22 protein-coding genes and 7 pseudogenes are annotated in these 26,200 nt (G+C 69.9%); 19 read left to right on the forward strand and 10 right to left on the reverse strand.

Annotated features, from left to right (window positions below):
• The first annotated feature begins 26 nt into the window (after window positions 1-26).
• Window positions 27-863, forward strand: a complete 837-nt coding sequence (locus BN1555_RS00325) for an SDR family NAD(P)-dependent oxidoreductase (RefSeq protein ID WP_093796863.1) — start codon at window positions 27-29, stop codon at window positions 861-863.
• Window positions 864-915: 52 nt separating this feature from the next.
• Here BN1555_RS00325 and BN1555_RS38725 read toward each other — a convergent pair whose 3' ends face one another.
• The 3 genes from BN1555_RS38725 to BN1555_RS41440 are packed head-to-tail and all read right to left on the reverse strand — an operon-like array spanning window position 916 to window position 1,711.
• On the reverse strand, window positions 916-1,251 hold the full coding sequence (locus tag BN1555_RS38725) for a transposase (RefSeq protein ID WP_176709902.1): 336 nt from the start codon (window positions 1,249-1,251) through the stop codon (window positions 916-918).
• A 54-nt stretch (window positions 1,252-1,305) separates the two neighbouring features.
• Window positions 1,306-1,479, reverse strand: a complete 174-nt coding sequence (locus BN1555_RS38730) for a hypothetical protein (protein WP_176709876.1) — start codon at window positions 1,477-1,479, stop codon at window positions 1,306-1,308.
• The gene (locus BN1555_RS41440; RefSeq protein ID WP_176709903.1) at window positions 1,442-1,711 is read right to left on the reverse strand and encodes a transposase; all 270 of its coding nucleotides are present in this window, start codon (window positions 1,709-1,711) and stop codon (window positions 1,442-1,444) included. The genes BN1555_RS38730 and BN1555_RS41440 overlap by 38 nt, the downstream gene beginning before the upstream one ends.
• Before the next feature lie 156 nt (window positions 1,712-1,867).
• On the opposite strand from BN1555_RS41440, the gene BN1555_RS00340 reads away from it, so the two are divergent.
• From BN1555_RS00340 to BN1555_RS00355, 4 genes are all read left to right on the forward strand, one after another.
• Window positions 1,868-2,521: a hydrolase gene (locus BN1555_RS00340; protein ID WP_093796869.1), complete on the forward strand. Its 654-nt coding sequence runs from the start codon at window positions 1,868-1,870 to the stop codon at window positions 2,519-2,521.
• Window positions 2,522-2,937: 416 nt separating this feature from the next.
• Complete coding sequence (locus BN1555_RS00345) at window positions 2,938-3,840, forward strand: alpha/beta hydrolase (protein WP_093803062.1); 903 nt, start codon at window positions 2,938-2,940, stop codon at window positions 3,838-3,840.
• Between the two features lie 102 nt (window positions 3,841-3,942).
• Entirely contained in the window at window positions 3,943-4,875 is a 933-nt protein-coding gene (locus BN1555_RS00350; protein WP_093796871.1) for a zinc-binding dehydrogenase, read from the forward strand.
• A 268-nt stretch (window positions 4,876-5,143) separates the two neighbouring features.
• On the forward strand, window positions 5,144-7,906 hold the full coding sequence (locus tag BN1555_RS00355) for a helix-turn-helix transcriptional regulator (RefSeq protein WP_093796873.1): 2,763 nt from the start codon (window positions 5,144-5,146) through the stop codon (window positions 7,904-7,906).
• Window positions 7,907-8,466: 560 nt separating this feature from the next.
• Here BN1555_RS00355 and BN1555_RS00360 read toward each other — a convergent pair.
• The gene (locus BN1555_RS00360; RefSeq protein ID WP_176709877.1) at window positions 8,467-8,916 is read right to left on the reverse strand and encodes a hypothetical protein; all 450 of its coding nucleotides are present in this window, start codon (window positions 8,914-8,916) and stop codon (window positions 8,467-8,469) included.
• Window positions 8,858-9,198 (reverse strand): annotated as a pseudogene (locus BN1555_RS00365) (ATP-binding protein); the annotation flags it as partial. The gene BN1555_RS00360 and the pseudogene BN1555_RS00365, both read right to left, overlap by 59 nt.
• Before the next feature lie 178 nt (window positions 9,199-9,376).
• Between BN1555_RS00365 and BN1555_RS00370 the strand changes: the two are divergent.
• Both BN1555_RS00370 and BN1555_RS00375 read left to right on the forward strand, forming a co-directional pair.
• A complete protein-coding gene (locus BN1555_RS00370) occupies window positions 9,377-9,739 on the forward strand; it encodes an STAS domain-containing protein (RefSeq protein WP_255305792.1) in 363 nt (120 codons plus the stop codon).
• A gap of 71 nt (window positions 9,740-9,810) precedes the next feature.
• Window positions 9,811-9,993 (forward strand): DNA ligase-like domain-containing protein, encoded by a 183-nt coding sequence (locus BN1555_RS00375; protein ID WP_093796879.1) that lies wholly within the window; start codon window positions 9,811-9,813, stop codon window positions 9,991-9,993.
• 95 nt (window positions 9,994-10,088) lie between these two features.
• On the opposite strand, the gene BN1555_RS00380 is transcribed toward BN1555_RS00375, so the two are convergent.
• Together BN1555_RS00380 and BN1555_RS00385 are read right to left on the reverse strand one after the other, a co-directional pair.
• Window positions 10,089-10,427 (reverse strand): thioredoxin family protein, encoded by a 339-nt coding sequence (locus tag BN1555_RS00380; RefSeq protein ID WP_093796882.1) that lies wholly within the window; start codon window positions 10,425-10,427, stop codon window positions 10,089-10,091.
• Between the two features lie 526 nt (window positions 10,428-10,953).
• Entirely contained in the window at window positions 10,954-12,093 is a 1,140-nt protein-coding gene (locus tag BN1555_RS00385) for a PucR family transcriptional regulator (RefSeq protein ID WP_093796884.1), read from the reverse strand.
• Between the two features lie 86 nt (window positions 12,094-12,179).
• Here BN1555_RS00385 and BN1555_RS00390 point away from each other — a divergent pair, with 86 nt between their 5' ends.
• The 6 genes and pseudogenes from BN1555_RS00390 to BN1555_RS00415 all read left to right on the forward strand — a co-directional run bounded on the left by BN1555_RS00390 (window position 12,180) and on the right by BN1555_RS00415 (window position 20,440).
• Window positions 12,180-13,235 carry a ferredoxin reductase gene (locus BN1555_RS00390; protein ID WP_093796886.1) on the forward strand — a complete coding sequence of 352 codons (1,056 nt, stop codon included), beginning with the start codon at window positions 12,180-12,182 and terminating at the stop codon, window positions 13,233-13,235.
• A 7-nt stretch (window positions 13,236-13,242) separates the two neighbouring features.
• The gene (locus tag BN1555_RS00395) at window positions 13,243-14,361 is read left to right on the forward strand and encodes a fatty acid desaturase family protein (RefSeq protein WP_093796888.1); all 1,119 of its coding nucleotides are present in this window, start codon (window positions 13,243-13,245) and stop codon (window positions 14,359-14,361) included.
• A gap of 803 nt (window positions 14,362-15,164) precedes the next feature.
• Window positions 15,165-16,673, forward strand: a complete 1,509-nt coding sequence (locus BN1555_RS00400) for an ISL3 family transposase (RefSeq protein WP_107081125.1) — start codon at window positions 15,165-15,167, stop codon at window positions 16,671-16,673.
• A 521-nt stretch (window positions 16,674-17,194) separates the two neighbouring features.
• A complete protein-coding gene (uppS, locus tag BN1555_RS00405; protein ID WP_369689022.1) occupies window positions 17,195-17,905 on the forward strand; it encodes a polyprenyl diphosphate synthase in 711 nt (236 codons plus the stop codon).
• Window positions 17,902-19,370, forward strand: a pseudogene (locus tag BN1555_RS00410) (oxygenase MpaB family protein). The gene uppS and the pseudogene BN1555_RS00410 overlap by 4 nt, the downstream one beginning before the upstream one ends.
• Before the next feature lie 116 nt (window positions 19,371-19,486).
• A complete protein-coding gene (locus BN1555_RS00415) occupies window positions 19,487-20,440 on the forward strand; it encodes an IS481 family transposase (protein ID WP_093796890.1) in 954 nt (317 codons plus the stop codon).
• A gap of 11 nt (window positions 20,441-20,451) precedes the next feature.
• On the opposite strand, the gene BN1555_RS00420 is transcribed toward BN1555_RS00415, so the two are convergent.
• On the reverse strand, window positions 20,452-20,763 hold the full coding sequence (locus BN1555_RS00420) for a hypothetical protein (protein WP_255305795.1): 312 nt from the start codon (window positions 20,761-20,763) through the stop codon (window positions 20,452-20,454).
• Between the two features lie 19 nt (window positions 20,764-20,782).
• Window positions 20,783-20,968, reverse strand: a pseudogene (locus BN1555_RS41445) (helix-turn-helix domain-containing protein); the annotation flags it as partial.
• Window positions 20,969-21,010: 42 nt separating this feature from the next.
• Here BN1555_RS41445 and BN1555_RS00430 point away from each other — a divergent pair.
• The 6 genes and pseudogenes from BN1555_RS00430 (at window position 21,011) to BN1555_RS39570 (ending at window position 25,323) form a co-directional block, all read left to right on the forward strand.
• A pseudogene (locus BN1555_RS00430) lies at window positions 21,011-22,054 on the forward strand (IS5 family transposase).
• Window positions 22,055-22,425: 371 nt separating this feature from the next.
• Window positions 22,426-22,878, forward strand: a complete 453-nt coding sequence (locus BN1555_RS00435) for a cupin domain-containing protein (RefSeq protein WP_255305796.1) — start codon at window positions 22,426-22,428, stop codon at window positions 22,876-22,878.
• Window positions 22,818-22,994: pseudogene (locus BN1555_RS37740) on the forward strand (proton-conducting transporter membrane subunit); the annotation flags it as partial. The gene BN1555_RS00435 and the pseudogene BN1555_RS37740, both read left to right, overlap by 61 nt.
• A 123-nt stretch (window positions 22,995-23,117) precedes the next feature.
• Window positions 23,118-24,085: pseudogene (locus BN1555_RS00440) on the forward strand (AraC family transcriptional regulator).
• 41 nt (window positions 24,086-24,126) lie between these two features.
• A pseudogene (locus BN1555_RS00445) lies at window positions 24,127-24,935 on the forward strand (carbohydrate-binding protein).
• 151 nt (window positions 24,936-25,086) lie between these two features.
• Window positions 25,087-25,323 carry a hypothetical protein gene (locus BN1555_RS39570; protein WP_141662786.1) on the forward strand — a complete coding sequence of 79 codons (237 nt, stop codon included), beginning with the start codon at window positions 25,087-25,089 and terminating at the stop codon, window positions 25,321-25,323.
• A gap of 16 nt (window positions 25,324-25,339) precedes the next feature.
• On the opposite strand, the gene BN1555_RS00450 is transcribed toward BN1555_RS39570, so the two are convergent.
• On the reverse strand, window positions 25,340-26,092 hold the full coding sequence (locus tag BN1555_RS00450; RefSeq protein WP_093796892.1) for a transposase family protein: 753 nt from the start codon (window positions 26,090-26,092) through the stop codon (window positions 25,340-25,342).
• Between the last annotated feature and the right edge of the window lie 108 nt (window positions 26,093-26,200).

Below are 26,200 nucleotides of genomic sequence, written 5' to 3' on the forward strand. Positions count from 1 at the left end.
CGCCTCACCTCCCAGAGAGGCATACCATGCCGACTGCGCTCGTCACAGGTGCCAGCACCGGGATCGGCCGGGCGCTGGCCCACGCTCTCGCCGACCGCGGCTATCACCTCATCCTCGTCTCTCGAGACGCCGCACGGCTTGAAGCACTGGCAGTTGCCCTGCCCTCCCCCGGTGCCTCCCACGAGGTGCTGGCCGCGGACCTCGCGACAACGAACGGTTGCCGTACGGTCGAACGACGACTGCAGGACAAGGGGCATCCAGTCGATCTGCTCGTCAACAACGCGGGGATCGCACCCCCACTGCCTTTCCCTGGCAATCCGGTCGAGGTCGAGGAAGCGGTTCTCGACCTCAACGTACGGGCAGTGCTACGCCTCACCCACGCCGTGCTGCCCGGCATGGTGGCCAGGCGGTCGGGAAGCGTGCTGAACGTGGCATCCGTGGCGGCGCTCGGGCCTGGCTGGCTGGCCAGCACCTACCCTCCGAGCAAATCGTGGATCCTGGCCTTCACGGAGTCCGTCGGCCGATCACAGTACGTTCGGCGAGCCGGTGTACGGATGACCGCCGTGCTGCCCGGTTACACGAGGACGGACTTCCACGCACGTGCACGCATCGCCACAGAGAACTTCCCCTCCTGGATGTGGCTCTCCCCCGACCGGGTCGCCGAAACCGCGCTACGCGACCTGGAGCGTGGCCGGACGGTAAGCGTCCCCACCGCCCGTTACCGGCTCCTCTGCCGGGCTTTGAGACATCTGCCGCGCCCTTTGGTGCTGCCTTGGTGCTGGGACCCCAGCGGTGCGGCAGAACCCGACCCGGATGCGCCAGCCGACTATGACGACCAACGGCCGGTGAGCATGCAGAGGTAGTCGTCCTTGGTGGTACAGGCGCCCATCTTCGCTAGTGGCTCGGCTTGTACCGTCATCTTGGAGGTGGCCGTGGGCGGAAGCCTTTGAGTTGGTTGAAGCAGCGTTCGACGGTGTTGCGGCGGCGGTAGATCTCAAGGTCGAAGCCCGCGGGCCGACCGCCTTGTCCACCGCGGTTGCGGCGGTTCTGCTTCTGGTCGTTCTTCTCCGGGATCGTGTGTCCGATGCCGCGTTTGCGCAGGTAGACGCGGGATCCTCGTGAGCTGTAGGCCTTGTCGGCGATGACGTGGTCCGGTCGGCAGCGGAGCCGGCCCAGGCCAGCGCGGGGCACCGGGATGCGTTCGGGCAAAGGCCGTGCGCAGATGCCGTCGTGCCGTTGACCGGGAGTCACCAGTACGGCCGGAGGGCCGGCCGCGGCCGTCGCAGGTGAGATGGATTTTGGTGGTCAGGCCTCCGCGGGATCGGCCGAGGGCGTGATCGTCCGGTTCGTCCGTGCGGTGCTTCCCCTTTTTCGCCCCGTGGCGGCGGCATGCTGGTGGACGCGGACGAGGGTGGAGTCGATCTGGACCCGCCAGTCGATGTCACCCGCCGCATCGGCCTGGGCCTGGATCTGCTGCAAGGACCGGGGGGAACACTCCGTCGATGGCATAGCGGCGGAAGCGGGTGCAGACCGGCTTCCACGAGCCGTAACGTTCCGGCGGGTCACGCCAGGAAACCCCGGTCCGGATCTTGTGGACCATCCTGTTGACGACCCTGCGGTCCTTCGCGCGAGGCCGGCCTCTGCCGGCACTCGGTACCAGCGGAGTCGGCAACGCCCACTCGGCATCCGGCAGTTCATGGCGACGAATCACGACACCATGATCCTCCAACGAACGATCACTTGAAGACGGACCCTAGGTACCCGGCTTACGCAGAAATCACGGATGTGCGGACCTGTGGCCGCATGGGAACTTCGAGTCAACGGCCGCCAGCGGGCGCCGCGACCGACACGGACACCGGAGTTTCCCATGACGAACCACGGCATCACCTACACCGGCCTCGACGCTCTGCTCACCCCCGAGAATTCGGTTCTGCTGCTGATCGACCACCAGGGCGCCCAGTTCGCGGGAATGGGCAGCACGGACACCAACCTGGTGGTCAACAACGTGACGGCCCTGGCGAAGGGCGCCAAGCTATTCGACGTCCCGACCGTCCTGACCACCGTGGTGGAGGACCGAGGCGGTCGGATCATCCGCCAGTTGCAGGAAGTCTTCCCCGAGCAGACCCCGATCGACCGCACCGCGATCAACACCTGGGAGGACCAGCGCGTCGTGGACGCCGTGGCCGCGACCGGGCGCAGGGACCTCGTCATAGCGGGCCTGTGGACGGACATCTGCCTGGCCTGGCCTGCCATTCACGCCCTCGCCGACGGCTACCGGGTCTTTGCTGTGACGGACGCCTCGGGCGCTACCACCACCGAGGCTCACGAGCGCGGCATCCAGCGCATGATCCAGGCTGGTGTCATCCCCACCTGCGCCGGCACCGTCATATCGGAGTGGCAGCGGGACTGGGCCCGGGAGGAGACGGTCCCCGGCATCACCGACATCATGCTGCAGCACGGCGGCAGCTTCGGTACGAGCCTCGCCTGGGAACTGCAGCTCCTCGGGCTCGACAAGGGATGACGTCTCTTGTGTCTTCGGGCTCCGGTCGGGCCCCAGCACTCCTCGGCCCGGCCGGAGCCCGAAGGCCCGGGTCCCGGTACTCGTTCCATGGCTGACCGGAACGGGTCCAAAGGGCAGGGCCGTCCGCATGGGCGGGCGGTCCCGACGGCGATCAGGTACTCCATTTCGCCTGGCGGTCTCCGTTGCCACGACGTCTTGCGTACTGCACCGGGCGGAGCAGCGCGGCCGCCGCGGTCCGGACGTCCTTTCCTGCCCCGATCTTTCCTGCCCCGATTCGGCCCCGCCGGGAAGCCGAGTCCTGTTCCCAGCCCCCACCCCGTACAACAGGAGTAACCATTACCACCATCGACAACATCGGGCCACCGCCCCCCTTCGACCCCGAACTGGCCGATGCGCTGGGCCTGTTGTCCGAGATCATGCCGACGGCCGTCCTGCCCGGCATGATCCCGGGCATACGCCGGACCATGCGCGCCATGCGCCCCTCCGACGAGGAACTGTGCCGGGATGGGGCCCTCGTGGTCGAGGAGTTCCGGGTGCCGGGCCCGGCCGGCGCGCCAGCGGTCCCTCTACTGATCTGCCGCCCGGCCGAAGTCTCGGGCCCCCTGCCCGCGGTCTATTTCACCCACGGCGGCGGGATGGTCTTCGGGGACAACCGGAGTCTCCTCGCGGAGATGCTGGACTGGGTGCGGGAACTGCACCTCGTACTCGTCTCGGTCGAGTACCGGCTGGCCCCCGAGCATCCGTACCCCGCCGCTCTGGAAGACGTCCACGCGGGCCTGCGGTGGACCGCTGCCCACACCGGCGAACTCGGCATCGACCCCGGTCGCCTCGTCGTCGCGGGGGCCAGCGCGGGCGGCGGTCTCACCGCCGCGCTCACGCTGCTCGTGCGGGACCGGGGCGAACCAGCACCGGCGGGGCAGATGCTCGTCTGCCCCATGCTGGACGACCGCGACACCACGGTCTCCGGCCACCAGATGGCCGGGCTCGGCGTGTGGGACCGGACGTCGAACAACACCGGTTGGAGCGCGCTGCTGGGAGACCTGCGAGGTGGGCCCGACGTCTCCTCCTATGCCGCACCGGCGCGTGCGGCGGACCTGTCCGGGTTGCCTCCGCTCCTTATCGACGTGGGCTCCGCCGAAACGTTCCGGGACGAGGCCGTCACCTATGCGACGCGCGTCTGGCAGGCCGGTGGAGAGGCGGAGATGCACGTCTGGCCCGGTGGTTTCCACGGATTCGACGCCTTCGCGCCCGACGCGACGCTGTCCAGGGACGCGAGGGCGGCGCGGGTGCGCTGGCTCCGCCGGACTCTGCACCTGTAACGGCCGGCCAGGCCTCCACGCCTGCTGTCGTCTCACGCCGCAGGCGCCGGCCCCGGCACGACCACCTCATCCGCTGAACCCGCACCAAGAAGGAGACTCATCATGCGAGCCCTTGCCGCCGCCGCGTACGGACCGCTGGAAGACCTGGAGTTCATCGACCTGCCCAGACCCGTCCCCGGGCCGGGACAGGTGCTCGTCCGGACGGAGGCGGCCGCCCTCAACGCCATTGACAAGGCCCTGGTCACCGGGGCGATGCGGCACGTGTTGCCGGTGCGGCACCCGTTCGTGCCCGGTGTCGACGTCAGTGGGGTGATCGAGGCCGTCGGCGTCGACGTCACCCGCTTCACCGCCGGCGAGGCGATCATGGCCTGGAACGACGTCTCCTCGGGAGCACTGGCGGAGTACGTACTGGTGGAAGCCACCGCCGCAGCCGCCGTACGGCCCGCCGGACTGACCCCGGCGCAGGCAGCCGCGCTCCCGACCGCTGCACTGACCGCAGCGGCGCTGCTCGACATCTCGGGAACGAGCCCGGGCGACACCGTGCTCGTGGTGGGTGCGGGCGGTGGCGTGGGCTCCTACCTCGTGCAGCTCGCCGTCCGGGCGGGTCTCGTCGTGTTCGCGACCGGCCGCACCGGCGACCAAGAGTTCCTGGACGGTCTCGGAGCGCTGCACACCATCGACTACCAGCACGTGGACATCACCGAGGAGGCTCTCCGGCTCGTACCAGGCGGAGTTGACGTCGTATTCGACCTCGCGAACACCGGTCCCGCCCTGGCACGGACCGCCGGCGCGGCCCGCAGCGGCGGCCGCCTCGTCTCGCCCCTGGGCGGGCCGGCGTCCTTCGAGCGCGGCGTCAGCGCCGTGTACGGAGGAACCACCACTCCAGACGGGCGGCTTGCGGCCCTTGCCGCGCAGGCAGCCACGGGTGAACTGCATATCGCGATCGGGGCCGACTACGCGTTCACCGAAGCGCGGCGCGCACTCGTCGACTTCGCCCACAAGCACATCCGCGGAAAGGTGACCATCACGTTCTGAGCCGTCACGCCGCGAGCGGGGCGAGCGCACGGTACCCGGCGGTGCCCGATCTTCCCCGATGCGGCCACCGTCACCGGCGTACCGCTCGTAGCCGGATCTCCGTCCAGCGTTTCGTTGACGCGCCGAACGGCCATGCCATACGCTCCCGGCCAGGGGGTATAACCGCTGCTCAGAGACTGTGCCGCGTGGCTTCGACGGTCGTCCCGGGCAGGTCCGACGCCCCCGCTCCCGGTGCCGCCCACCGAGGTGTCACGGCGGCGGAGGCCCCATGCCGGCAAGCCACTTCGCTCCCCGACGTCCAGTGCTCCCCGGTCGGCGTCACGAGTCGGACGTGCTCGATCAGCTCCTCCACCGGACACAGGCAGGACGGGGCGGCGCCCTCGTCATCCGCGGGGAAGCGGGTATCGGCAAGACCGCCCTGCTGGAGTACATGAGGACGGCGCCCGGAATACGCACCTTAAGAGTGTCCGGAGCCGAGTTCGAGAGCGAGCTCGCGTTCGCCGCGCTGCACCAACTCTGCGGGCCGATGCTGAGTGTTCTGCAGCGCCTGCCGAACCCTCAACGCGGCGCGGTGGAGGCGGCCTTCGGGCTGAGCAGCGGTACGCCCGACCGTTTTCACCTCGGCCTGGCGGTGCTCAACCTTTTGTCGGAGGCGGCAGGCAGGCAGCCTTTGCTCTGCCTGGTCGACGATGCCCAGTGGCTCGACCGGGCCTCGGCACAGGCCCTCTCCTTCGTCGCACGGAGGCTTCACGACGAGCCGGTGGCGGTCGTCTTCGCGGTGCGGGCACCCTTGGGCAGTGCAGAACTGACGGACCTTCCTGAACTGCGCCTCGAAGGTCTGGCCGACGCCGATGCCCGCGGGCTGCTCGCCTCCCAGTTCCGGGCGCCGATGGACCGTCAGGTACGTGAACGGATCATCGCCGAGGCGCGGGGCAACCCGCTCGCCCTGCTGGAGCTGCCGCGGACGGCCGAACTGGCGGGTGGCTTCGCCGTTCCCGAGGCGGCGCCCGCGCCGGGAAGTGTCGAGGCCAGCTTCCGCAGCCGCTTGGAAGGACTGCCCGCCGACACCCGGCTCCTGCTGCTGACGGCGGCGGCGGAGCCGATCGGGGAGCCGTCGCTCCTGCGGCGGGCAGCGGAACTTCTCGGCGTCGATCCGGCGGCCGCGACGCCGGCCGAGGACGCCGGGCTGCTGACCGTCAGCGCCTGGGTCCGGTTCCGGCACCCGCTGGTGCGTTCCGCCGTCTACCGCGCCGCCTCCCCGGAAGACCGCCGCGCGGTGCACCGGGCGCTCGCCGAGGTGACGGACGCCGATGCCCAACCCGACCGGAGGGCCTGGCACCGTTCCATGGCGGCCGCCGGCCCCGACGAGGGCGTCGCCGCAGCACTCGAGCACTCCGCCGGCCGCGCACGGGCACGCGGTGGCATCGCGGCGGCCGCCGCCTTTCTCGAACGAGCGGCGACCCTCACACCGGATCACGACCGCCGTGCCGTACGCGCGCTGGCCGCGGCCCGAGCCAAGCGCGACACAGGCGCCGCGGAAGCGGCTCTGACGCTGGTGTCGATGGCGGAGACGAACCTGGGACCGGGCGACGAGCCCCGACGGGCGGAGGTGGCCGCCCTGCGCGCCCGGGTCTCCTTCGACAGGAAGCGCGACGACGAAGCGGTGGTCAGACTCCTGCGAGCCGCGAAGCTCACCACGCGTTGCGATGCAGCCGGTGCCCGGGAGCTGCTGCTCGACGCCTTTGCAGCGGCCGTGTTCGTCGGCCGGTTCGCCAAGGGGCCGCGCCTGCTCGAGGTGGCAGAGGCGGCACATGCCATGCCACCCGTCGAAGCCCCCCCGCGCCTGCTGGACATACTTCTCGGAGGACTGGCCACTCAGGTGAGTGAGGGGTACACCGCGGCCGTTCCGCAGCTGCGCCGCGCCGTCGACCTCCACCGTCGTGCCGACGACGGCAGCGAGTACGGCCTTGGCGAGGTGTGGATGGCCTGCAACGCCGCAATGGACCTGTGGGACGACGCCGCCTGGAGAGTTCTGGCCGACCGCCAGATCTCCCTGTGCCGGCAGCACGGTGCCCTGGCGTCTCTTCCCGTACTCCTGAGTTTCCGCGCCCTCGCTCACATCCACGCAGGGGAGTTCGGTGACGCGGCGGCACTCGTCGACGAGACCCACTCGATCGCGGTCGACGTCGGCGCCCCGCCCGTGGTGTACGTCGATGTCTCCCTCGCCGCATGGCGGGGGGACGAGGCCACGACGGCCGCCCTGGCCGATGTCGCGATGCGCGCCGCCCACGAGCGGGGAGAGGGCAGGCTCGCCAATGTCACCGAGTACGCCCGCGCCGTGCTGCACAACGGTCTCGGCCAGTACGAGGAGGCTCTGCAGGCGGCCCGTCCCGCGTGCGATCTTGACGAACCGGGCTTCCACTCCTGGATCCCGGTGGAATTCGTGGAGGCGGCGGCGCGAACCGGGCGACGAGATCTCGCCCTCCCGGTGATGAAGCGCCTCTCCGAACGCACCGGGGCCAGCCGCACCCCCTGGGCGGTGGGGGTCGAGCTGAGGTCCCGGGCGCTCCTCACGGACGGCCCGGCAGCCGACGAGCTCTACCAGGAGGCGATCGTTCAGCTCGGTCGCAGCGAAGGCACCGTCCACCTCGCGCGCGCCCGGCTCCTGCACGGTGAGTGGCTGCGACGTGAGGGGCGCCTCTCCGAGGCCCGTACCCAACTGCGTGCCGCGTACGAGCAGCTCTCGTCGATCGGAGCGGAAGCGTTCGCCGCACGCGCCGCACGTGAACTGGCGGCCGGTGGCGAGCAGGTGCGGAAGCCGAAGACGGAGGCACAGCACCGGCTCACGCCGCAGGAGTTCCAGATCGCGCGACTTGTCGCCACGGGTGCCACCTCCAGGGAGGTGGCCACCCAGTTGTTCCTGAGTCCGCGCACGGTCGACACCCATCTGCGCAACATCTTCAAAAAGCTCGACATCACCTCACGCCGCCAGCTGCGCGGCCTTCCCCTGGTCGTGGCCCAGACCACGTGAGCTGCCGGTGCCGCCGCTGCCAGACGGGGTCTCCGGGCGGCGTGCCTTGCCCATCCTCACAGTCGGGGATCTTGGTCTCGCCGTGGTCAACTGCTGGCTGATCGCCGGGACGGGTCTTGACCCAAGGCCGGGTAGTCAGCGTTTTCGCAGGTCACGCAAGGAGGGCTGGGCTCCAAGCTGTGGCGCCGTAGAGGCCGGGTCCGAGTTTGTGGATGAGGCCGGTCTCGGCCCATCTGGAGAGCTGTCTGTACATGGTCCCCATGGTGATGTCGCCGAAGTGGGAGGCGATGTCACGGGGCGCCAGAGGCGGTCGGGGGCCTTTTCGAGCAGGGCCAGGATTCGGTGGCGGCGGCGCTCGGCGGGGGCGGTGTGCCGGTCGTCGCGGGAGGCGGCGGGGAGCTGAGAGCGGGATTCCGGAGGCTCGGGGACGTTGATGTCGAGGCTGGTGACGGTGCGACTGTTGTCGGGCCCGCCGTCCTCGTGGCGGGTGCTGTAGCGGGACATCGGTGACTTGACCTTGCGGGTGCTGACCCGTCGGCGGCGGGGCGGGAGGAGGCGGGTCAGGATCCGGTGGCCGACCAGTCCCAGGCGTCCGGTGCCGGCAGGGTCGGTGATGACCGCGGCGGCCCGGACGACTTGGTCGCGAGCGGTCTGGAGGGCGACGGTGAAGCAGCAGCGGCCGGGCCGGTGCCCGGCAGCGACTCCGCGGCCTCGACCATCACGGCCCGCAGGACCTGGTAGGGAGTGAGCAGGGCCCACGTCTCCTGCTCGGCGCCGGCCGGGTCGCCCGAAGGCAGGACGTGTCCGTTCATGATCGTGTGGCGGAGTGCGTAGTACGCCGATTCGTGTTCCCACCGCTGGTGGTAGAGACCCACCAGCACGGCCGCCGGGTGGCGGCGGGCGTCAGTCAGGGTAGTGACCAGCCGGTAGGAGCCGGTGAAGACGGTCCCGTCAGCGCAGGTCACCATGATGGTCGCGCCGATGACACGGATCTTCTCCGTACCGATCACCGACGGTGATGCGTTTGCCGACCGGCTCCCGCTGGACTTCGAAGCCCTGAGCGACGGCCGTCACGGTCTCCAGCCCGGCCGCCCCACCCGTGCGGAGTCCACGGCTCGTGCGACCGGCAGCACCGGATCGGGGTCCCACACCACCACCTCGACCATGTCGCCGGCGATCCGCAGATCCGTCAGCACCGGGCCGGGCGCGTACTTGCGGGCGCTGGTGACCAGCTCGCTGACCACCAGCTGGGGCAGGTCCACAGCGCGCTGCGAGACGGGCAGGCCCTGTTCCATCATGGCCGCTTTCACTACCCCGTTCACACCCCCGCACGTACCCGCGCCCGCGCGGTACACGCTCCACTCTCCTGCGCCGGCTCCCCCACCGGAACAGCATCGCCCGGACGTGCGGGGCAGCGCTTTCGGGCCGAAGGTCTTGGCGTGCAAGTATCACCGAACGGCTGAAGAACGAGTGACGGACGCCGGACAAGCCGAACAGGTCGGCGGGCTGTCGGTCGTGGCCACCGCCACGGACGGCATCCGCGTGCTGACCCTGGGCGGGGAGATCGGCCACCACACCGGCGACCAACTGGGCGACGCCCTGGACATCACCGGCACCGCCCGGCCCCGCATCGTGATCGATATGCGCCAGGTGACCTCCATGGACTCCAGCGGCATCAACATCCTCATCGCCGCCTACCGGGGCGTCACCGAGGCCGGCGGCTGGCTCCGCCTGGCCGCACCCACCGACTCCGTCCTGCGGGTGCTGCAGATCGTCGGCGTCCACGACATCATCGAATGCCACCCCACCCTCCACGAAGCCCTCGTTCCCTGACCCGCTCATACACCTCTTCACCGCCACCCAGCACCTGGGTGGCTCACGGGCCGCGGGGAAGACATCCAGGCATGTCCTGGACGCTGCCCGAGCCGACATGGGACGGCTACCGCGCCCAGCTCGCCGTCCACGCGGACGAGCGGGTGCTGCTGCACTACCGGCAGGGAACAGACATGACGGCATCGTTTCCCGAGAGCCGGGCGGCTGCCCTTGCGCGGCTGCCGCCGGACACCGGGCTGGACGGCGGTATGTGACCTGTGGGGGTGTCTCAGCCCCGAGGTGTCTCAGGAGGCACAGCTTCCATAGACGAGACGTGACGGGCGTCGCGGTCACGTGCCGCAGCGGCCGCTCAGAGGTGGCCGTCCAGGAACTTCCGTAGCTCGGCGATGGTCATAGGCCCCGTGCTGTGCGCCACCGCCTCCCCCTCCTTCAGCAGGACGCAGGACGGGGCTCCGGTGATCCCGTACCGCTCGGTTGCGGCCGGACAACGCGTGATGTCGGCGCGGACGGCCGTCAGGCGGCCCGTGTAGTCGTCGGCGATGCCACCCACGACGAGGTCCATCACCCGGCAGGGCTCGATTGCCCTGGGCCATGTCCCGGTGAAATATGCGAGGACCGGAACTCCGCTCATCCCGAGGATGAAATTGAACTCCGCGTCCTCACGGGGTCGGTGAACCCGCTTCGTCATGGAAGCTCCTGACCTCACGTCCGTTGTTCCATCCCCATCATCCCTCGCGCGGTGCGCCAGGCCGGCCCGGTCGGTCGTCCGGTCGTCCGGTCGACCTGTCGGAGGGGAGGCACGGGGCTGTCGCAGAACCACGGTGGCCCCCGGCGCGAGCGGCCCGGCCCCCGCCCCTGGTGGCCCGGTCCGGCCGCCCCGCCGGTCACCCCGTTGCAGCCCGCCGCGCGCCCGTGGGTCAGCTCGTGCCAGAACAGCGCCCTCCACGACGACATGAAAGCCGGTCTCCAGGGCAGAGCGTGCCAGATCACCGACCAGATGCTCGATGAGCGCGTCGACGAGCGGGCCGGTGCACATCGTTCACCCGAGCCAGTCGAGCCGTATCCGCCACCGCGTTTCTCAGAGACACCGCCCCCGACGGGCTTGCCGAGGCCTTGTCCGGTCTTCACATCACCCCCCGGTCCCAGCTGGCTGGTACCGCTCTCCCCCGGGCCGCATGAGCCGGCTGATGACACCGAGAACGAGGCGGTACTCGTCAGCTGACCTGAAGACCGACCGCCAGCGTCAGTTCAAGGGCCCGGTGTGGCGATGCGAGATCCGGAAACAGCTCCCGCAGCTGCGTCATCCGGTACCGGACTGTCTGGGGATGGACGAACAACGCCGCCGCCACCTCGTCCCGCCTGCCCTGGTGCAGCAGCCACGCCCGCAACGTCTCCTCCAGCCGCCGTGCGGTCGCGACAGGCAAGGTCCGCAACGGTGCGAGGGCTCGGGCACGCAGGTCTGCGAACGCGTCCGCGTCGGCGCTCAGCACCAGCTCGGGCAGGTGGTCCTCGGTGTCGCGGATATCAGGGGAGAGGGAGCGTGCGCGTAGGGCTCGTGCGTACGAGGCGGACGCACGAGTCCATGGCCGGGCCGGGCCGACCACGGCGGTGCGGTCGGTCAGTTGCCGCAAGAGATGTGATCGGTCGGCGTCGGGGACGAGCAGCACACCGATGGCGTCCGGCAGATCGTCGAGGACGAGGGTGCCCGGGTCGAGCGTGCGGTAGGCAGGCCGGGCCTGGAGGGCGGGCAGCAGGACCGCGGTCAGCGAAGCCGGAGGCTGCCACCCGGCCCGTTGAGCAGAGGCCAGCAGCACGTCCGGGCTCGCGTCGGCGAGGAGGTCGCGGGCCAGGTGTTCCAGGTGGCGCTCGTGGGCCCTGCCCCGGGCGGCCAGTTCGTCGGCGTGGCCCGCGGCGCTCGCGGCGGAGAGTTCGTCGATGTAGGCGAAGGTCAGCTCGGCGAAGTTGGCGACCTCGGCGGCGGGCAGGCCTACGGGTACGGCACCCGCTGCCAGGCATCGCCAGGCCACGCGGGCGCCGACGCGGTAGGCGCTGAGCAAAGCGTCCATCGAACGGCCGTCGCGCACCTCGCCGCGGCCCAGCTCGTAGGCTGCGTCACCGGCGTCGCCGCCTGTGGCGTTGCCGCTCGCGAGGTCCAGGTAGTGCCCCAGGGCGGTGCGGACGGCTCGGCGGATGGTGCCGCCCATGCGGCCCGAAAGGGCGTTGGCGTAGGAAGGGACCTCGTCGATGATCGCCTGGACGACCTCGTCGGCGGTGGTCTTCAGCGCGGCCCGAAGTGCGGTGACCGTCGTCTCATCCAGGGCCAGTTCGCTGGCCCTCCGGATTGCATGGCTCACGTTTTGTTCCCTGCGAACAATTCTGCTGATCAGATTTACGTCCTGTGGTCAGGACTTTACGCCTTGAGGCGCAGCAAGCTGGAGTCATGACGAGTACAGCCCTCCGCAGCAGGGCGTGGAAACTGCTGGAGATGGTCACGACGCCGCTGCTGCCGTCGGACTACCTCGACCTGGTCAGCCCGCTGCGTGCGGGCGCTGACCTGCGTGGGCGCATCGAGGCCGTGCACCCCGAGACGGGTGACGCCGCGACTGTCGTGATCAGGCCGGGGCGGGGCTGGCGCGGCCACACAGCCGGTCAGTACGTGCGGATCGGGGTCGACGTCGACGGGGTGCGCCTGTGGCGTGCCTACTCCATCACCTCGCCGACAAACCGCCAGGACGGCCGCGTCACGATCACCGTGAAGGCGATCCCGGACGGCAAGGTCAGCAACCACCTGGTCCGCAGGGCGAAACCGGGCACGCTGATCCAGCTCGACCAGCCGACCGGTGATTTCGTGCTGCCGCAGGCCAAGCCCGCCAAGGTGCTCTACCTGACGGCCGGCAGCGGCATCACGCCCGTGATGGGCATGCTGCGCGACACCGAGTTCGACGACGTCGTCATGGTCCACTGCGCGCCACAGCCGCAAGACGTGATCTTCCGCAACGAACTGCACGACCTGGTCGCGGAGAAGAAGCTGCGGCTCACCGAGGTGCACACCAACACAGACGGCATGCTCGACGTCGCCCGTCTCGACGAACTCGTGCCCGACTGGGCCGAGCGCGAGACCTGGGCCTGCGGGCCCGCGGGTCTGCTCGACGCCGCCGAAAAGCACTGGACCGAGCACGGCGTGCAAGAGCGCCTGCACACCGAACGCTTCCGCCCCAGCATCGTCGTCGCCGGCGACGGCGGCGAGGTCACGTTCAGCGCCACCGGCAAGACCGTCGACGCGGACGGCGCCACGCCGTTGCTGGACATCGGCGAGGAGGCCGGCGTGCTCATGCCCTCCGGGTGCCGCATGGGCATCTGCTTCGGCTGCGTCACGCCGCTCAAGGCGGGCGCCGTCCGCGACCTGCGCACCGGCGAGATCACCGAGGCCGAGCCGGGCGTCCTCATCCAGACCTGCGTGTCCGCCGCGGCGGGCCCTTGCGACATCGAACGGTAGGAGCACCTTGACCGCCATCGACCCCACCGCCCACCTGACCGCGGAGCAGATCGAGGAGCTTGGCCGCGAGCTGGACGCAATCCGCGACGAGGTGATCGCCGACCGCGGCGAGAAAGACGCCGCCTACATCCGTAAAGTCATCTCGGCGCAGCGCAAGCTCGAGCTGGTCAGCAGGGGCGTGCTGCTGTTCTCGATCTTCCCGCCCGCGTGGCTGCTCGGCACCGCCGGTCTGTCCGTGGCGAAGATCATGGACAACATGGAGATCGGCCACAACATCCTGCACGGCCAGTGGGACTGGATGCGAGACCCGAAGATTCACTCCACCACCTGGGAGTGGGATCACGTCTCACCGTCCGACCAGTGGAAGCACTCGCACAACGAGCTGCACCACACGTACACCAACGTGATCGGCAAGGACAACGATCTCGGCTACGGCATCATGCGCGTCGACGAGGACCAGAAGTGGCACCCGTTCCACCTCGGCCAGCCGCTGTGGAACTTCATCAACGCCTGCTTCTTCGAGTACGGCATCGCAGCGTACGACCTGGAGCTCGGCAAGAACCTGCACAAGCGCCGCCGCAAGAACCCGGAGTTCCGCGCACGGGCCAAGGCTGTGGGCCGCAAGATCCGCAAGCAGGTGCTCAAGGACTACGTGATCCACCCGCTGCTGTCGGGCCCGTCCTTCCTCACCACGCTCGCCGCCACGTTCACCGCGAACCTGGTCCGCAACCTCTGGACTCACTCGGTGATCATGTGCGGGCACTTCCCCGAGGGCGTGCAGGTCTTCGAGCGCCGGTCGATCAGGGGCGAGACGCGTGGCCAGTGGTACCTGCGCCAGATGATGGGCTCGGCGAACATCAGCGGCAGCAGGGCCATGCACTTCATGACCGGCAACCTGTCGCACCAGATCGAGCACCACCTGTTCCCGGACCTGCCGAGCAACCGGTACGCCGAGGTCGCGGTGAAGGTGCGCGCGCTGTTCGAGAAGTACGAGCTGGAGTACGTCACCGGGCCGCTGCCCAAGCAGGTGTTCTCCGCGTGGCGCAAGGTCTTCCGGCTCTCGCTGCCGAACAAGAAGCCCAAGGTCAAGACGCCGGACCGCGAGCAGGAGCTCGTCGCGGCCTGATTCCCGGTATTGGTTCAGATCTTTCGGCCGTACCGGCGGCACCGCCGGGTTCGGTGAGATCCGTTGCGGACGGTAGGCGACCGCGACATCGGACCGTACGACACGGGATCCGGAGCAGCTCAGTGTCCGGCTGCGCTGCCCGGACGTGCGCCAGGAGCCCAGCACACAGCCCCCGGCGAGGTGTTGTAGTGCGCTGACCTGCCGTGGTCGGGCCGGTAGTCGGGGGCGTACGCGCACTCGGTTTACCGACGGGCGGGCTGGGTGGAAGGCATGGGCTGTGACGTGGACACTGCCGGAACCGATGTTCGCCGCCCCTGTGTCCGACCCTGCGCTGCCGCCGGGGTGGGCGGTGAGCCGAAATGGGACGGCTACCGTGCTCAGTTCGCCGTGTACGCGAGCGGGCGGGTGCTGCTGCGCTCACCGCGCGGCACGGACATGACGGCCGCGTTCCCCGAGATCCGGGCGGCGGCCCTGGTGCGGGTCTGTCCAGTAAACGGCCCTGTCTCACATTCGGTGGTAACGGAATGTGATGGAAAGAATGCCTGGTCGAGTCGCGTGAACGCCCACTCCATACTTCTTGGCCCTACCTGCAGCGGACTCAGAGCCGGGATATCAAGCTGCGGCTGACCTGCACCAAACGCTATATGTAACGAGAGTAGCTGTCCGTTACCACCGAATGTGAGACAGAGCCCAGTAAACGGGTCTTCCAAAATTTTCGTAGGCGTTGATCGGTTGCGTGGTTTCGGCCTGGCCGGATAGCTCGGTGCGGCAGGGTGGTGGCGTGTGATGTCGAGCTGACGGACCTGCTGCCGCACCTGTCGTCGGTGCTGGTCGAGACGGTGGAGACAGGTGGAGCCCTGGTCAGGATCACGGTCCGTACCCAGGACGGGGTGCCGGTGGACTGTCCCGGCTGCGGGCGATCCTCGGACTGGGACCACAGTCGTTATGTTCGGCGGGTCGCTGACGAGGCGGTCGGCGGCAGACCGGTGCTGATCGAAATCTCGGTGCGGCGTCTGTACTGCGAGAACCGCGACTGCGCGAAGGCCACGTTCGTCGAGCAGGCCGCCGGGCTGACCGAGCGCTACCAGCGCAGAACCCCGGGACTGCGGCGGATCGTCGAGGCACTCGCGGTGGTGCTGGCCGGCTCCGCCGCGGCCCGACTGCTGACAATGCTGCACCACACGCTGTCCTCGGCGACGATGCTGAACGCTCTGATGCGCATCCCGCTGCCCGACCGGCCCACACCGACGGTGGCCGGGATCGACGAGTTTGCCCTGCTCAAGGGCCAGAACTACGCCACGATCATCATCGATGCCGACAGCGGACGGCGCATTGACGTGCTGCCCGACCGGAAAGCCGCGACGGTGACCGCCTGGCTGCGTGAGCATCCCGGTATCTGCATCATGTGCCGGGACGGCTCCGGAGGCTTCGCCCAGGCCACCACCGACGCCGACCCGGAAATCATCCAGGTCAGCGACCGCTGGCACCTCTGGCACGGTCTGGTCGAGACCGTCCGTAAGGAAGTGGACGCGCACACGTCGTGCTGGAGGAAGTTCGGCCCACCTCTGCCCGAAAGCAGACGCGCGGCCACCACCCGGGAACGCTGGCAGCAGGTCCACCACCTCCTCGGCCAAGACGTCGGCCTGCTCGCCTGCGCCCGCCGCCTGGGCATCTCGCTCAACACCGTCAAACGCTACGCCCGCGCCACCGAGCCGGAGCGGATGATCCGTGCTCCCGTCTACCGTTCCTGCCTCGTCGACCCCTACCGCGACCACCTGCGCAGGCGTCGCACCGACGACCCGGCTGCCCCGGTCACCCACCTGCTCGCAGAAATCCGTGAGCAGGGCTGCACCGGCAGCGCCGACCTCCTGGTCCGCTACATCAATCAAGGCCGCGTCGAGGCCGACCACGCCGCCCTCCCACCCCGTAAGGTCACCGGCCTCCTCACCCGCCACCCCGACCGCCTCGACGACAGGCACCGCGCACTGTGCGGCCAGCTCGCCGGTGCCTGCCCCGAGATGACCGCACCGGCCGACCAGATCCGCACCTTTGCCGGCCTCCTTGTCCCCTCCGCGGGCAACGACGAGCAGTCGACGGCCTGGATCACCCGGACCCGTGCTGCTGACCTGCCCTTCCTGCACCCCTTCGCCACCGGCCTGGAACGCGACCGCACCGCCGTCGACGCCGCCCTCACCCTGCCCCACCACAACGGCCGCACCGAAGGCGTCAACTGCAAGATCAAGCTCCTCAAGCGCCAACGGTACGGCCGCGCCGGCCACCCCCTCCTGCGCCAGCCCATCCTGCTCAACTGACCGACAGCGGCACCGATCAACGCCTACGAAAATCTTGGAAGACCCGTTCTTCGTACAGTCCCGGAAAACGTGCCGGGTGCGCACGAAGTGAATGAGCGGCATCGTCACCGGCGATGCCGCTCATTCCCGCATGGTGCAGTGCACCCCCATCCAGTGCCGGTACGAAGGGTTTGGACGTATGTGCCAAGGGTGACAGTCACCCGTTTGGCCGGTCAGGGCCCTCTCGCGCTGCCAGACTCCCGGGAGACAACACGCCGGTGGGGCGTGAGCGAGGCAAGGGCGGTGAGACGGGGGTGGGCCTGACCGAGCGCGGTACGGCCGGTCGTACCGCTCCGGACGGGACGGGTCCGGGCGTGAGGGACCACGGCGTCCCACGCGCACGAGCGGCGACGGAGGACCGGCCGGGCCAGCGACAGCGCGACGACGGGCCCGGCGAGCCGCAGCCGGGCGACGGGTCGGGCTGGGAACGGCGAAGCAAAGGGCTCGGCGAGCAGCGGCGGGATGACGGGCCGGCGCGTGCGGTGCCGCAGCACGTGGCCTGCGTGATGGACGGCAACGGCCGCTGGGCGCAGCGGCGTTCGCTTCCCCGCACGGCGGGTCACCGGGCCGCGGAGACGGCCGTTATCGACATCATCGAGGTGGCCCGGGCAGCGGGCGTCGAGTGGCTGAGCCTGTACGCCTTCTCCACCGAGAACTGGAATCGTCCTGGCACCGAGGTCGACTACCTGATGCGCCTGGTCCGCCGGGTTGTGCGCAAACACGCGCCGCTGCTGCTCGCCCGCGGCATCCGCTGCCGCTTCCTCGGAGTCACCGACCCGCGCATCCCCCGTGAACTGACCCGGGACTTCGACGACCTGGCGACGCTGACCGCCGACAACCAAGGAATGACGCTGACCGTCGCCTTCGACCACGGCGGGCGCCGGGACATCGTCGAGGCCGCACGATCGCTGATCCGCAGTGGGACGCCCGCCGGTGAGGTGACCGAGCGGCTCTTCGCGGACCACCTGCCGTTTCCCGACACCCCCGACGTGGACCTCGTCATCCGCACCTCCGGCGAGCAGCGCATCTCCAACTTCATGCTCTGGCAGGTCGCCTATGCCGAGTGGGTCTTCCCCGAGGCGCTCTGGCCGGACTTCCGGGCCCCCGACTTCCTCGCCTGCCTGCACACCTATCGGGGCCGCGATCGCCGCTTCGGCGGTGTGCCGCCCCGGACGAACGGAGACCCATCATGACGACCGGAACCACGGGAACGGCCGACGAGGCGCCTCTGTTCGGCCCGGAATCGCAGTTCAGCGCCTTCTTCGACGACCCGCGCTGGGCGCTGGCCATGATCCGCGCCACCGTGCTGGAGGCGGCTCACCCGCAGATCGGCGCCGCCCTCGTCGACAACTCCACCTTCGTCGCCCACCCCTGGCGCCGACTTCGCAACACCTTCCTCAGCATGCGGCGCATGTTCGGCGCCGACTTGGCGGTACGTGAACGGGAGGCCGCCCGGCTCAACCGGCTGCACGCCCGCATGAGCGGCTCCGACTCCCGGGGTCGCGCCTACGACGCGATGGACCGGGCAGCCCGGGCGTGGGTGGTCGCCACCCTCTTCGAGAGCGCCGTCACCATGTGCCGGCTGAGCGGCCAGCCGCTCGACCAGGACACGATGGAGCGGATGTACGCCGAGTACCGCACGTTCCTCGCCGTGCTCGACGGCGACGCCGCAGAACTCCCCGAGGACCTGAACGACTTCTGGCGATACTTCGACCGGGTCGTCGAAAGCGAGCTGGAGAACACCGAGGCGGCCCGCGTCATCCTCTACCGACTCTTCGACCACCTGCCCGCCCCGGCACTGCTCGACGGCGCGCCGACACTGTGGGCGGCCGGCCGGGCCGTCGTCGGCCCGCTCCTGGGCGCGATCACCGTCGCCTCGCTCCCCGAGCCGTACCGGCGCCGGGCCGGCCTGCCGGAGATGCCCGGCGCTCCCACCCTCATGCAGGGCACCTACCTCGCCGCCGGTCTCGCCCGCTTCCTGCCCAAGGGCTGGATCAACGCCGAAAGCATCATCGAAGTCCTCTCCCTCTCACCTGGCAGCGACGACCCCCGCGCCCGGACCATGGCCGCTTTGCGCGCCCGCATGAAGCGTGCGTCGGCCCTGCTCCGCCTCCTCACCCCGCTGGGCGGCGACACCGATCCCGCCCCGGGCCCGGCACCTTCGGCGGGCACAGGGGAGGGCCGGCGCTCGGCGGAGGAGTTCTTTCGCCAGGTGCTGGACCAGACCGGCGACGGCCATCTCGACTGGCCCGACCTCGCCGCCATGGCCCGCGAACTCTCCACCCGCCTCGACTTGGACGAGCCCGAGGAGACCCGGCTCTACGACGCCTTCGCCGCCTGGTGGCGCGAGCTCCAGGCCGCCCTCGACACGGACGGCGACGGCCGCGTCAGCGCCGACGAGTACGCCGCCGCCGTCCCTCCCTCGCCGGCCCCGCGCTCATCCGCGTCGCCGAGGTGCTTTTCGACGCCACCGACAAGGACGGCAGTGGAACCATCGACCCCGACGAGTACCGGGCCCTCTTCCGCACCGCCTTCCACCGCGACCTCACCACCACCGACGGCACCTGCGGTCAAAGCGCATTTGTGGGCGACTTCCTTTCCTTCATGTCGGGCCGCCGCACGAGCACCCCGTACGACCCCCTCCTCGCCGACGCCTAGTTGTTCTGTCCACGGAGGTTGGTGACAGCGATCACTGAAGAGTGAACTTGAACGAGTGAGGGCCTTCCGGGTTCGGTGTGGATTGCGACATCTGCACCGAACGACGAAAGGCCCTCATGCCCCACCGTAATGCACCCCTGACCGAGACCGGACGACTGCGCCTGGCCCGCTGCGTGGTCGAGGACGGCTGGCCCCTGCGCCGGGCCGCCGAGCGCTTCCAGGTCTCACCGACCACCGCTCAGCGCTGGGCCGACCGCTACCGGACGTTCGGCGAAGCAGGCATGAGTGACCGCTCCAGTCGCCCGCGCACCAGCCCGCGCAGGACCCCGACCCGCACCGAGCGGCGCATCATCAAGGTCCGTGTCCTGCGCCGCTGGGGGCCGGCCCGCATCGCACACTTGCTGCGGCTGGTGCCCTCGACCGTGCACCGTGTGCTGACCCGCTACGGCCTGGCCCGCCTCACGCACCTGGACCGGGCCACCGGCCGCGTCATACGCCGCTACGAACGCGAGAAGCCCGGCGAACTGGTCCACGTCGACATCAAGAAGCTCGGCAACATCCCCGACGGCGGCGGACACAAGGTCCTGGGCCGCCAAGCAGGCCGCAAGACCCGCAAGAACGCCGGCTACAGCTACCTGCACACCGCCGTCGACGACCACTCCCGCCTCGCCTACAGCGAGATCCTCACCGACGAGAAGAAAGAGACCGCCACCGGCTTCTGGACCCGTGCCCAGGCGTTCTTCACACAGGCCGGGATCACCGTCGAGCGGGTGCTGACCGACAACGGCTCCTGCTACCGCTCACGCGACTGGCGCGATGCTCTCGCGGCAGCCGGGATCGCCCACAAGCGAACCCGGCCCTACCGGCCGCAGACCAACGGCAAGGTCGAACGCTTCAACCGCACCCTGCTCGACGAGTGGGCCTACGCAAAGCCCTACCGCTCAGAACAGGAACGACGCGACGCCTTCCCCGCCTGGCTGCACACCTACAATCACCACCGCGGACACACCGCGCTCAAAGGCCAACCACCCACCAGCCGCGTCCCCAACCTCACAGGGCAATACACCTAGTGCTGGATTCCTCAAAGGATGTACAGATATCGACGGCGTAAGCGCCTGGTGGGTGGTGCAGGTCTGCCCCATATCCAGGGCCGGGCCCGGGCATTGAGCTGGGATGTTGCCAGACGGGTGGCTTGCTCGATCTCGGGTGGCCCGGCGAATGACTGTCCTGCGAGGGCGGCCTTGCGGAAGATGCGCCACCAGCCTTCCTGGAGGTTGAGCCAGCAGGCGCCGACGGGGATGAAAGCGTGCCGGATCCTTGGGTGATCCTCCAGCCAGGTGCGGGTGGACAGGCTGTCGGTGACGACGTAGATGTCCCCTGTCCAGGCCCACACGGTTGAAGCGGTGCAACCAGCGGCGGACCGTCTTGGCGCTGCGCCTCAACTCATCCGCGATGACCGGGACACGCTGTCCGGACCAGCTCAGGTCGACCATCCATGCCCGCAACACCAGATCACGCGGTGCTTTGCGCGCTCGCGACAGTCGACGCACGACCCGTTCCTCATTCTCGTCACGGCTCAGCCGTGCCCGTAACACCATCGCCCAGCACCCGCCCCCCGAGCACTAGGCACTGTTTCTCGGATCTCCCGACGTGGGTGGGGGGGTTGGGGCCGGGCTGGCTGTACGGGCCGTGGAGATCTGACGAATGCGGAGTGGGACCGGCTGGAGTCGTTCCTGCCTCCTGGTGGTGCGCGTGGTGGTCGGTGGAGTGACCACCGCCGGGTGATCAACGGGGTTCTCTACCGGGTGCGGACCGGTGTGCAGTGGCGGGATCTGCCCGAGCGGTTCGGGCCGTGGGAGACGGTCCACAAGCGACATCGTCGCTGGTCGGCCGATGGAACGTGGCAGATGCTGCTGTCCCGCATCCAGGCAGCCGAGGATGCGGCGGGCGGGATCGACTGGGACGTGTCGGCGGACTCGACAGCAGTACGAGCCCGCCGGCACGCCGCCGGCGCGAGGAAAGCGCTCCCGGCCACCGACCCTCAAAAGGGGGGGCGAGCGGGGGACGAACCAGGTCGATCCGGTACTGCGGAAACTCGTCGCCCGGTTGGAGGAGGTGGTCGGATCGGCGAGTGTCCGGGACGTTCCCGCGGCGGATTCACCACCAAGATCCACCTCGTTGCCGAGGGGCGATGCCGGCCCCTCGCGTTCGTCCTGACACCCGGACACTACGGTGATGGGCCCCAGCTCGAGCGGGTCCCGGAGCAGGTGTCGGTGCCCTGAACCGGAGTCGGCCGATCTTGCGCCCGGCCCGGCCAGGTCCTGGCCGGCAAGGCCTGCACGTCCCGCAGAAACCGCCGCCACCCGCGACGACGCGGCATCGCGCACACGATCCCCGAACGCCTCGACCAGCAAAGACACCGCAAGAACCGAGGCTCCCGAGACGGCCGGCCCGCCGGCTTCGACAGCGAGCGCCACAAGAAACACAACACCGTCGAACTCGCCATCAACCGCCTCAAGGGCTTCCGGGCCGTCGCCACCCGCTACGAGAAACGCGCCTACATCCACCTCGGCACCGTCACACTCGCAGCCCTCATCATCTGGCCCAGAACACGATCCGGGAAACAGCGCCTAAATCACCCGCTACAAGGACATATGCCCAGAGAAAGAGGAATCCAGCACTAGCATGGCCTCACGCCCCATGCCAGCCAGGCCGGAGTCACCTGCGGACTCCCCTGCCCCGCCACTTCTTCCGGCTCGCCCACATTCGTCCCGCCCCTCTTTCGACGACCTTCTGTCCAGGACCGCAACGTAATCGGCCACCACGTCTCCCTCGGACCCCGCCGCGGGACCGGGGCGGGGTCATCGACCGCTCTGGCCCGTCCCTACCTCCGCCGCGAGACCGAGGGCGATGCGCTCTGGTCTCTCGGTAACCTTTCCACCGTCAAGGCCGCGGGAGCCCAGACCCGTGGTCGGCTGACCCTCGCGGAATTCCTCAATCCTCCCGGCTTGGCCCCGCCACTCCCCTCCATCTCGAAGAGGACGAGCTCTTCTACGTGCTGTCCGGCACCGTCCGCCTCCACTGCGACGGCGACACCTTCACCGCCGGCCCCGGCGACTTCGTCCATCTGCCGGTGGGGCTGTCGCACACCTTCGCCGTCGGGCCGGACGAGCCGCTGCGCGCCTGCAGATCACCACACCGTCCGGCTTCGAGCACTTCGCGGCTGCAGTGGGTGAGCCTGCCGGGGAGCGGCGGCTCCCGGATCCGGCGCCGCTCGACCCGGCCGCCCTCGGTCACGCCGCCGCCCGACACCACCTGGAATTCCTCGGTCCGCCTCCGGCCGCGGCACCCCACTGAAACGGACCCCGGTGCGCTGCCGGACCCCGGGGCGCTGCCGGGCCCCGGGGCGCACCGCATCCGAGGAGCTCGGCGTTGGCAAGGTGGCCGTCGCCCCTCGTGGCCGCCGTGTTCGCGGTGCTCCTGCTGGCCTTCGCCGGTATCCCGCTGACGTCGGGCTCCTCGGGGAAGTTCGCGGTCTTCAAGGACGCGGTCGAGGGCGTCACGGTGACGCTGGTGCTCGGTCTCGCACCGCAGTACTTCCTGGACCTGGCCGGCCAGGCGGGGGCTTCGTCCGCTGACCCGACGGCGCTTCGCAGGGTCCGGTCTCCCGGAAGGGGTACCGGGCCCTGCTCGCGCGTGTCATCGTGGCCGGGAATTGGTCTGAACCTTTCGGAAGGGAACAGGACGATGCGCGGCACCACCGTCTTACCCGGCACGCCCTGCACCGCACCCGCGGAGGGCGTACTGCCCATGCACCGCCTCGAAGTGCCCATGCCCAACGCGCTGCCGTTCGCGAGCGGCAGCTTCGACACCATCGGCCCGATGTCCCGTGCCGCCTTCCCGCACCGGCACACCTTCTACGAGATCGTCCACGTCACCGCCGGGACCGGCACACACGTGCTGGACCTGGCCCGCTGGGAGCTGCGCCCGCCCCACCTGTGCGTCATCTCGCCGGGCCAGGTCCACCACTGGGAGGACGCGGAAGGGCTCGACGGCACGGTGGTGCTGTTCACCGAGGACTTCCTGCTCGACCACCCCGGCGACCGGGACGTGCTGCGGGGCTTCGCCGGACACCCCTGGCTCACGCTCGACCGGCCCGAGCACGAGCGGACCGGTCGCCTGCTGGCCGACCTCCAGGAGGAGTACCGGCGTGGCGCCGACGGGTTCGAGAGCGTCCTGCGCGCCCTGCTGCACATCCTCGTCGTGCGCGCCGCCCGGCTGCCCGCCCCGGCGCCGCCACCGCCCAGGCGCCGCCCGGCACCACCCGGCCGGGTGCCGTCGCGGAGGTGTTCGCCCGGCTGCTGGCCCGTACCGATCCGGACCTGTGGTCGGTACGCGCCTGCGCCGCGCACATCGGTGTGACGACCGGCTACCTCACCGAGGCCGTCAAGGCCGCCACCGGCCGGACCCCGGGCCAGCTGGTCCGGGAGGCCCGCACCCACGAGGCCAAGCGGCTCCTCGCGCACACCGGACTGACGGTGCGCCAGGTGGCGGCGCGCGTCGGGATGGCCGATCCGGCGTACTTCTGCCGCTTCTTCCGGCGGGAGACCGGACTGAGCCCCGGCGCGTTCCGCCGGGGCGGCGAGGCACACGGCGACGGTATTCACCACGACCACCGGATCGAGTCCATCGCCCGCCCGGAGCCGGCTGCGTAGGTTCGGTGTCGATCCCCGACCGCCCCCCATGAGGAGCAGGCATGGACGGACACCTCAGCCGAAAGACCGTGCTGCGCGCCGCGCTCGCCGCGGGCGTCACCACACCCGCCGCGCTGATGGGCGTGCCGGCGCTGGCCCGCACGGTCACCGCGAGCGGCACGACGAACGGCCCGGCGCCCGAGCTGACCCCCACCTGCGACGACGGTGACGACCCCACCCGCCGCAGATGGAAGGGCCCTACTTCAAGCCGAACTCGCCCCGGCGCACCTCGCTGCTGGAGTCCGGCACCCCCGGTGTGCGCCTCACCGTCACCGGGTACGTCTTCGGGCTCGCCTGCCGCCCGCTCGGCGGGGTGCTGCTGGACTTCTGGCAGGCGGACGTCAACGGCGCGTACGACAACGCGGGCTTCCGGTTCCGCGGCCACCAGTTCACCGGCGAGGGAGGGGCGTTCACGCTGACCACCATCGTGCCGGGGCTGTACCCGGGCCGCACCCGGCACCTGCACGTCAAAGTGCAGGCTCCCGGCCGCCCGGTGCTCACGACGCAGCTCTACTTCCCCGGCGAGCCCCGCAACAACACCGACGCGCTGTTCGACCCCCGGCTCCTGATGACGGTGCGGGGCGCGGGCGGCGCCAGGGAGGCGGCGTTCGACTTCGTGCTCGACGTACCGCAGACGCCGGGTCCCGGGCCCACCCCGCCACCCGGCGGTACCACCTGGAAGGTGGGCACCGCCTACCGGCCGGGCGACCGCGTCACGTACGGGGGAGCGACGTACGCCTGCCTCCAGGGCCACACGGCGCAGCCGGGCTGGGAGCCCCCGAGCGCGCCGGCCCTGTGGCGGGCCGGCTGACCGGTCGGTCCCCGGTGCCGGAAGACCCCACTGGTCGAGGAGCACTAAGAGCGGCCGGGCAGGTGATCCGGGCCCTGATGGCCGAGGCCGCCGGGGCGGGTGCGCGGCTGGTGCAGTTCCCTGAGGGGCGGTCACCTACCCGAGCAAGCACATGATGGCGGCGGGCCCGGCCGGCGAGCCGGTGCCGACTGACTGGAGCCGTGCCGCGTGGGATGTCCTGCGCGAGGAAGCGGAGTCGATCACCGCGCTGGCGGGAAGGCTCGGCCTGTGGACGGTGTTCGGATCGATCCACCCGCTCACACCGCCGAACCGACCGCACAACAGCCTCTCTGCGTCACGAAGCGCAGTGCCTTATCGCCCGCGCAGCGGGCAGAAATTGGAGGAATGAGCCTTTTCCATCTTGATCAGGTGGCGAGTTCGAGGGCAACGACGGCACGGACAGCGGCTGTGATCCGGGTGGTGCTGCAGCGGAGTTTCCGCAGGAGCCGCCAAGACTTGAGGATGGCCATGGCGCGTTCGCCGAGGCTACGTATCTTGGCGTGACCGTGATTGTGGCGTCGGCGCCAGCCGCACAGGTGCTTGCCACGGATCGGGACACGGATCGCAGGGCCGGCGCCCTGGTACGCCTTGCCGGCCCAGCACTTGATGTCGTCCGCGGCGAGGGCGGCGGGTGTGCCGTGGGTCCGGGCCGCGGTCAGGTCGTGTGTGGCTCCTGGCAGTGCGTCCGAGGCCCAGATCAGGCGTCCGGCGGGATCGGCGAGGACTTGCACGTTCATCCCGTGGTGTTTCTTCTTCCCGGAGTAGTACGGCCGGTCGGCGGCGATGCGGTCGATCGGTAGCACGGTGCCGTCGAGGATCACGTACGCCTTCTTCCGGACGGTCGTCATGGCCTGCTCCAGCGTGGGCGCGCGGGCGGCCAGCAGGTCGACGGCCTCGCGTATGCAGCGGTAGGCCGTGGCGATCCCGATGCGGAAGCCCGCGGCAAGGCGAGCGTAGGTGTCGCCGCAGCGCAGGTGGGCCAGGACGAGCAGGGCCTGCCGGCCGCAGGTCAGGCGACACCAGCGTGAACCGATCCGACGACGGTGACCTGCGAGAAGACCGGAGAGATGCCCCGGAGTGCGGCTGGACGGATCGATGCCGGACGGGTGGACAAGCACGCGAAAGCTCCTGGCGGACTGGTGATCTTGGTCGTGAACCCGTCTACCAGGAGCTTTCTTCATGCCCGCCGCCGGGGCTGCCAGCCCAACCACCCCTGAGGTTGGAAG

The organism is Streptomyces sp. Wb2n-11, assembly GCF_001049855.1.
GTDB lineage: Bacteria > Actinomycetota > Actinomycetes > Streptomycetales > Streptomycetaceae > Streptomyces > Streptomyces altiplanensis.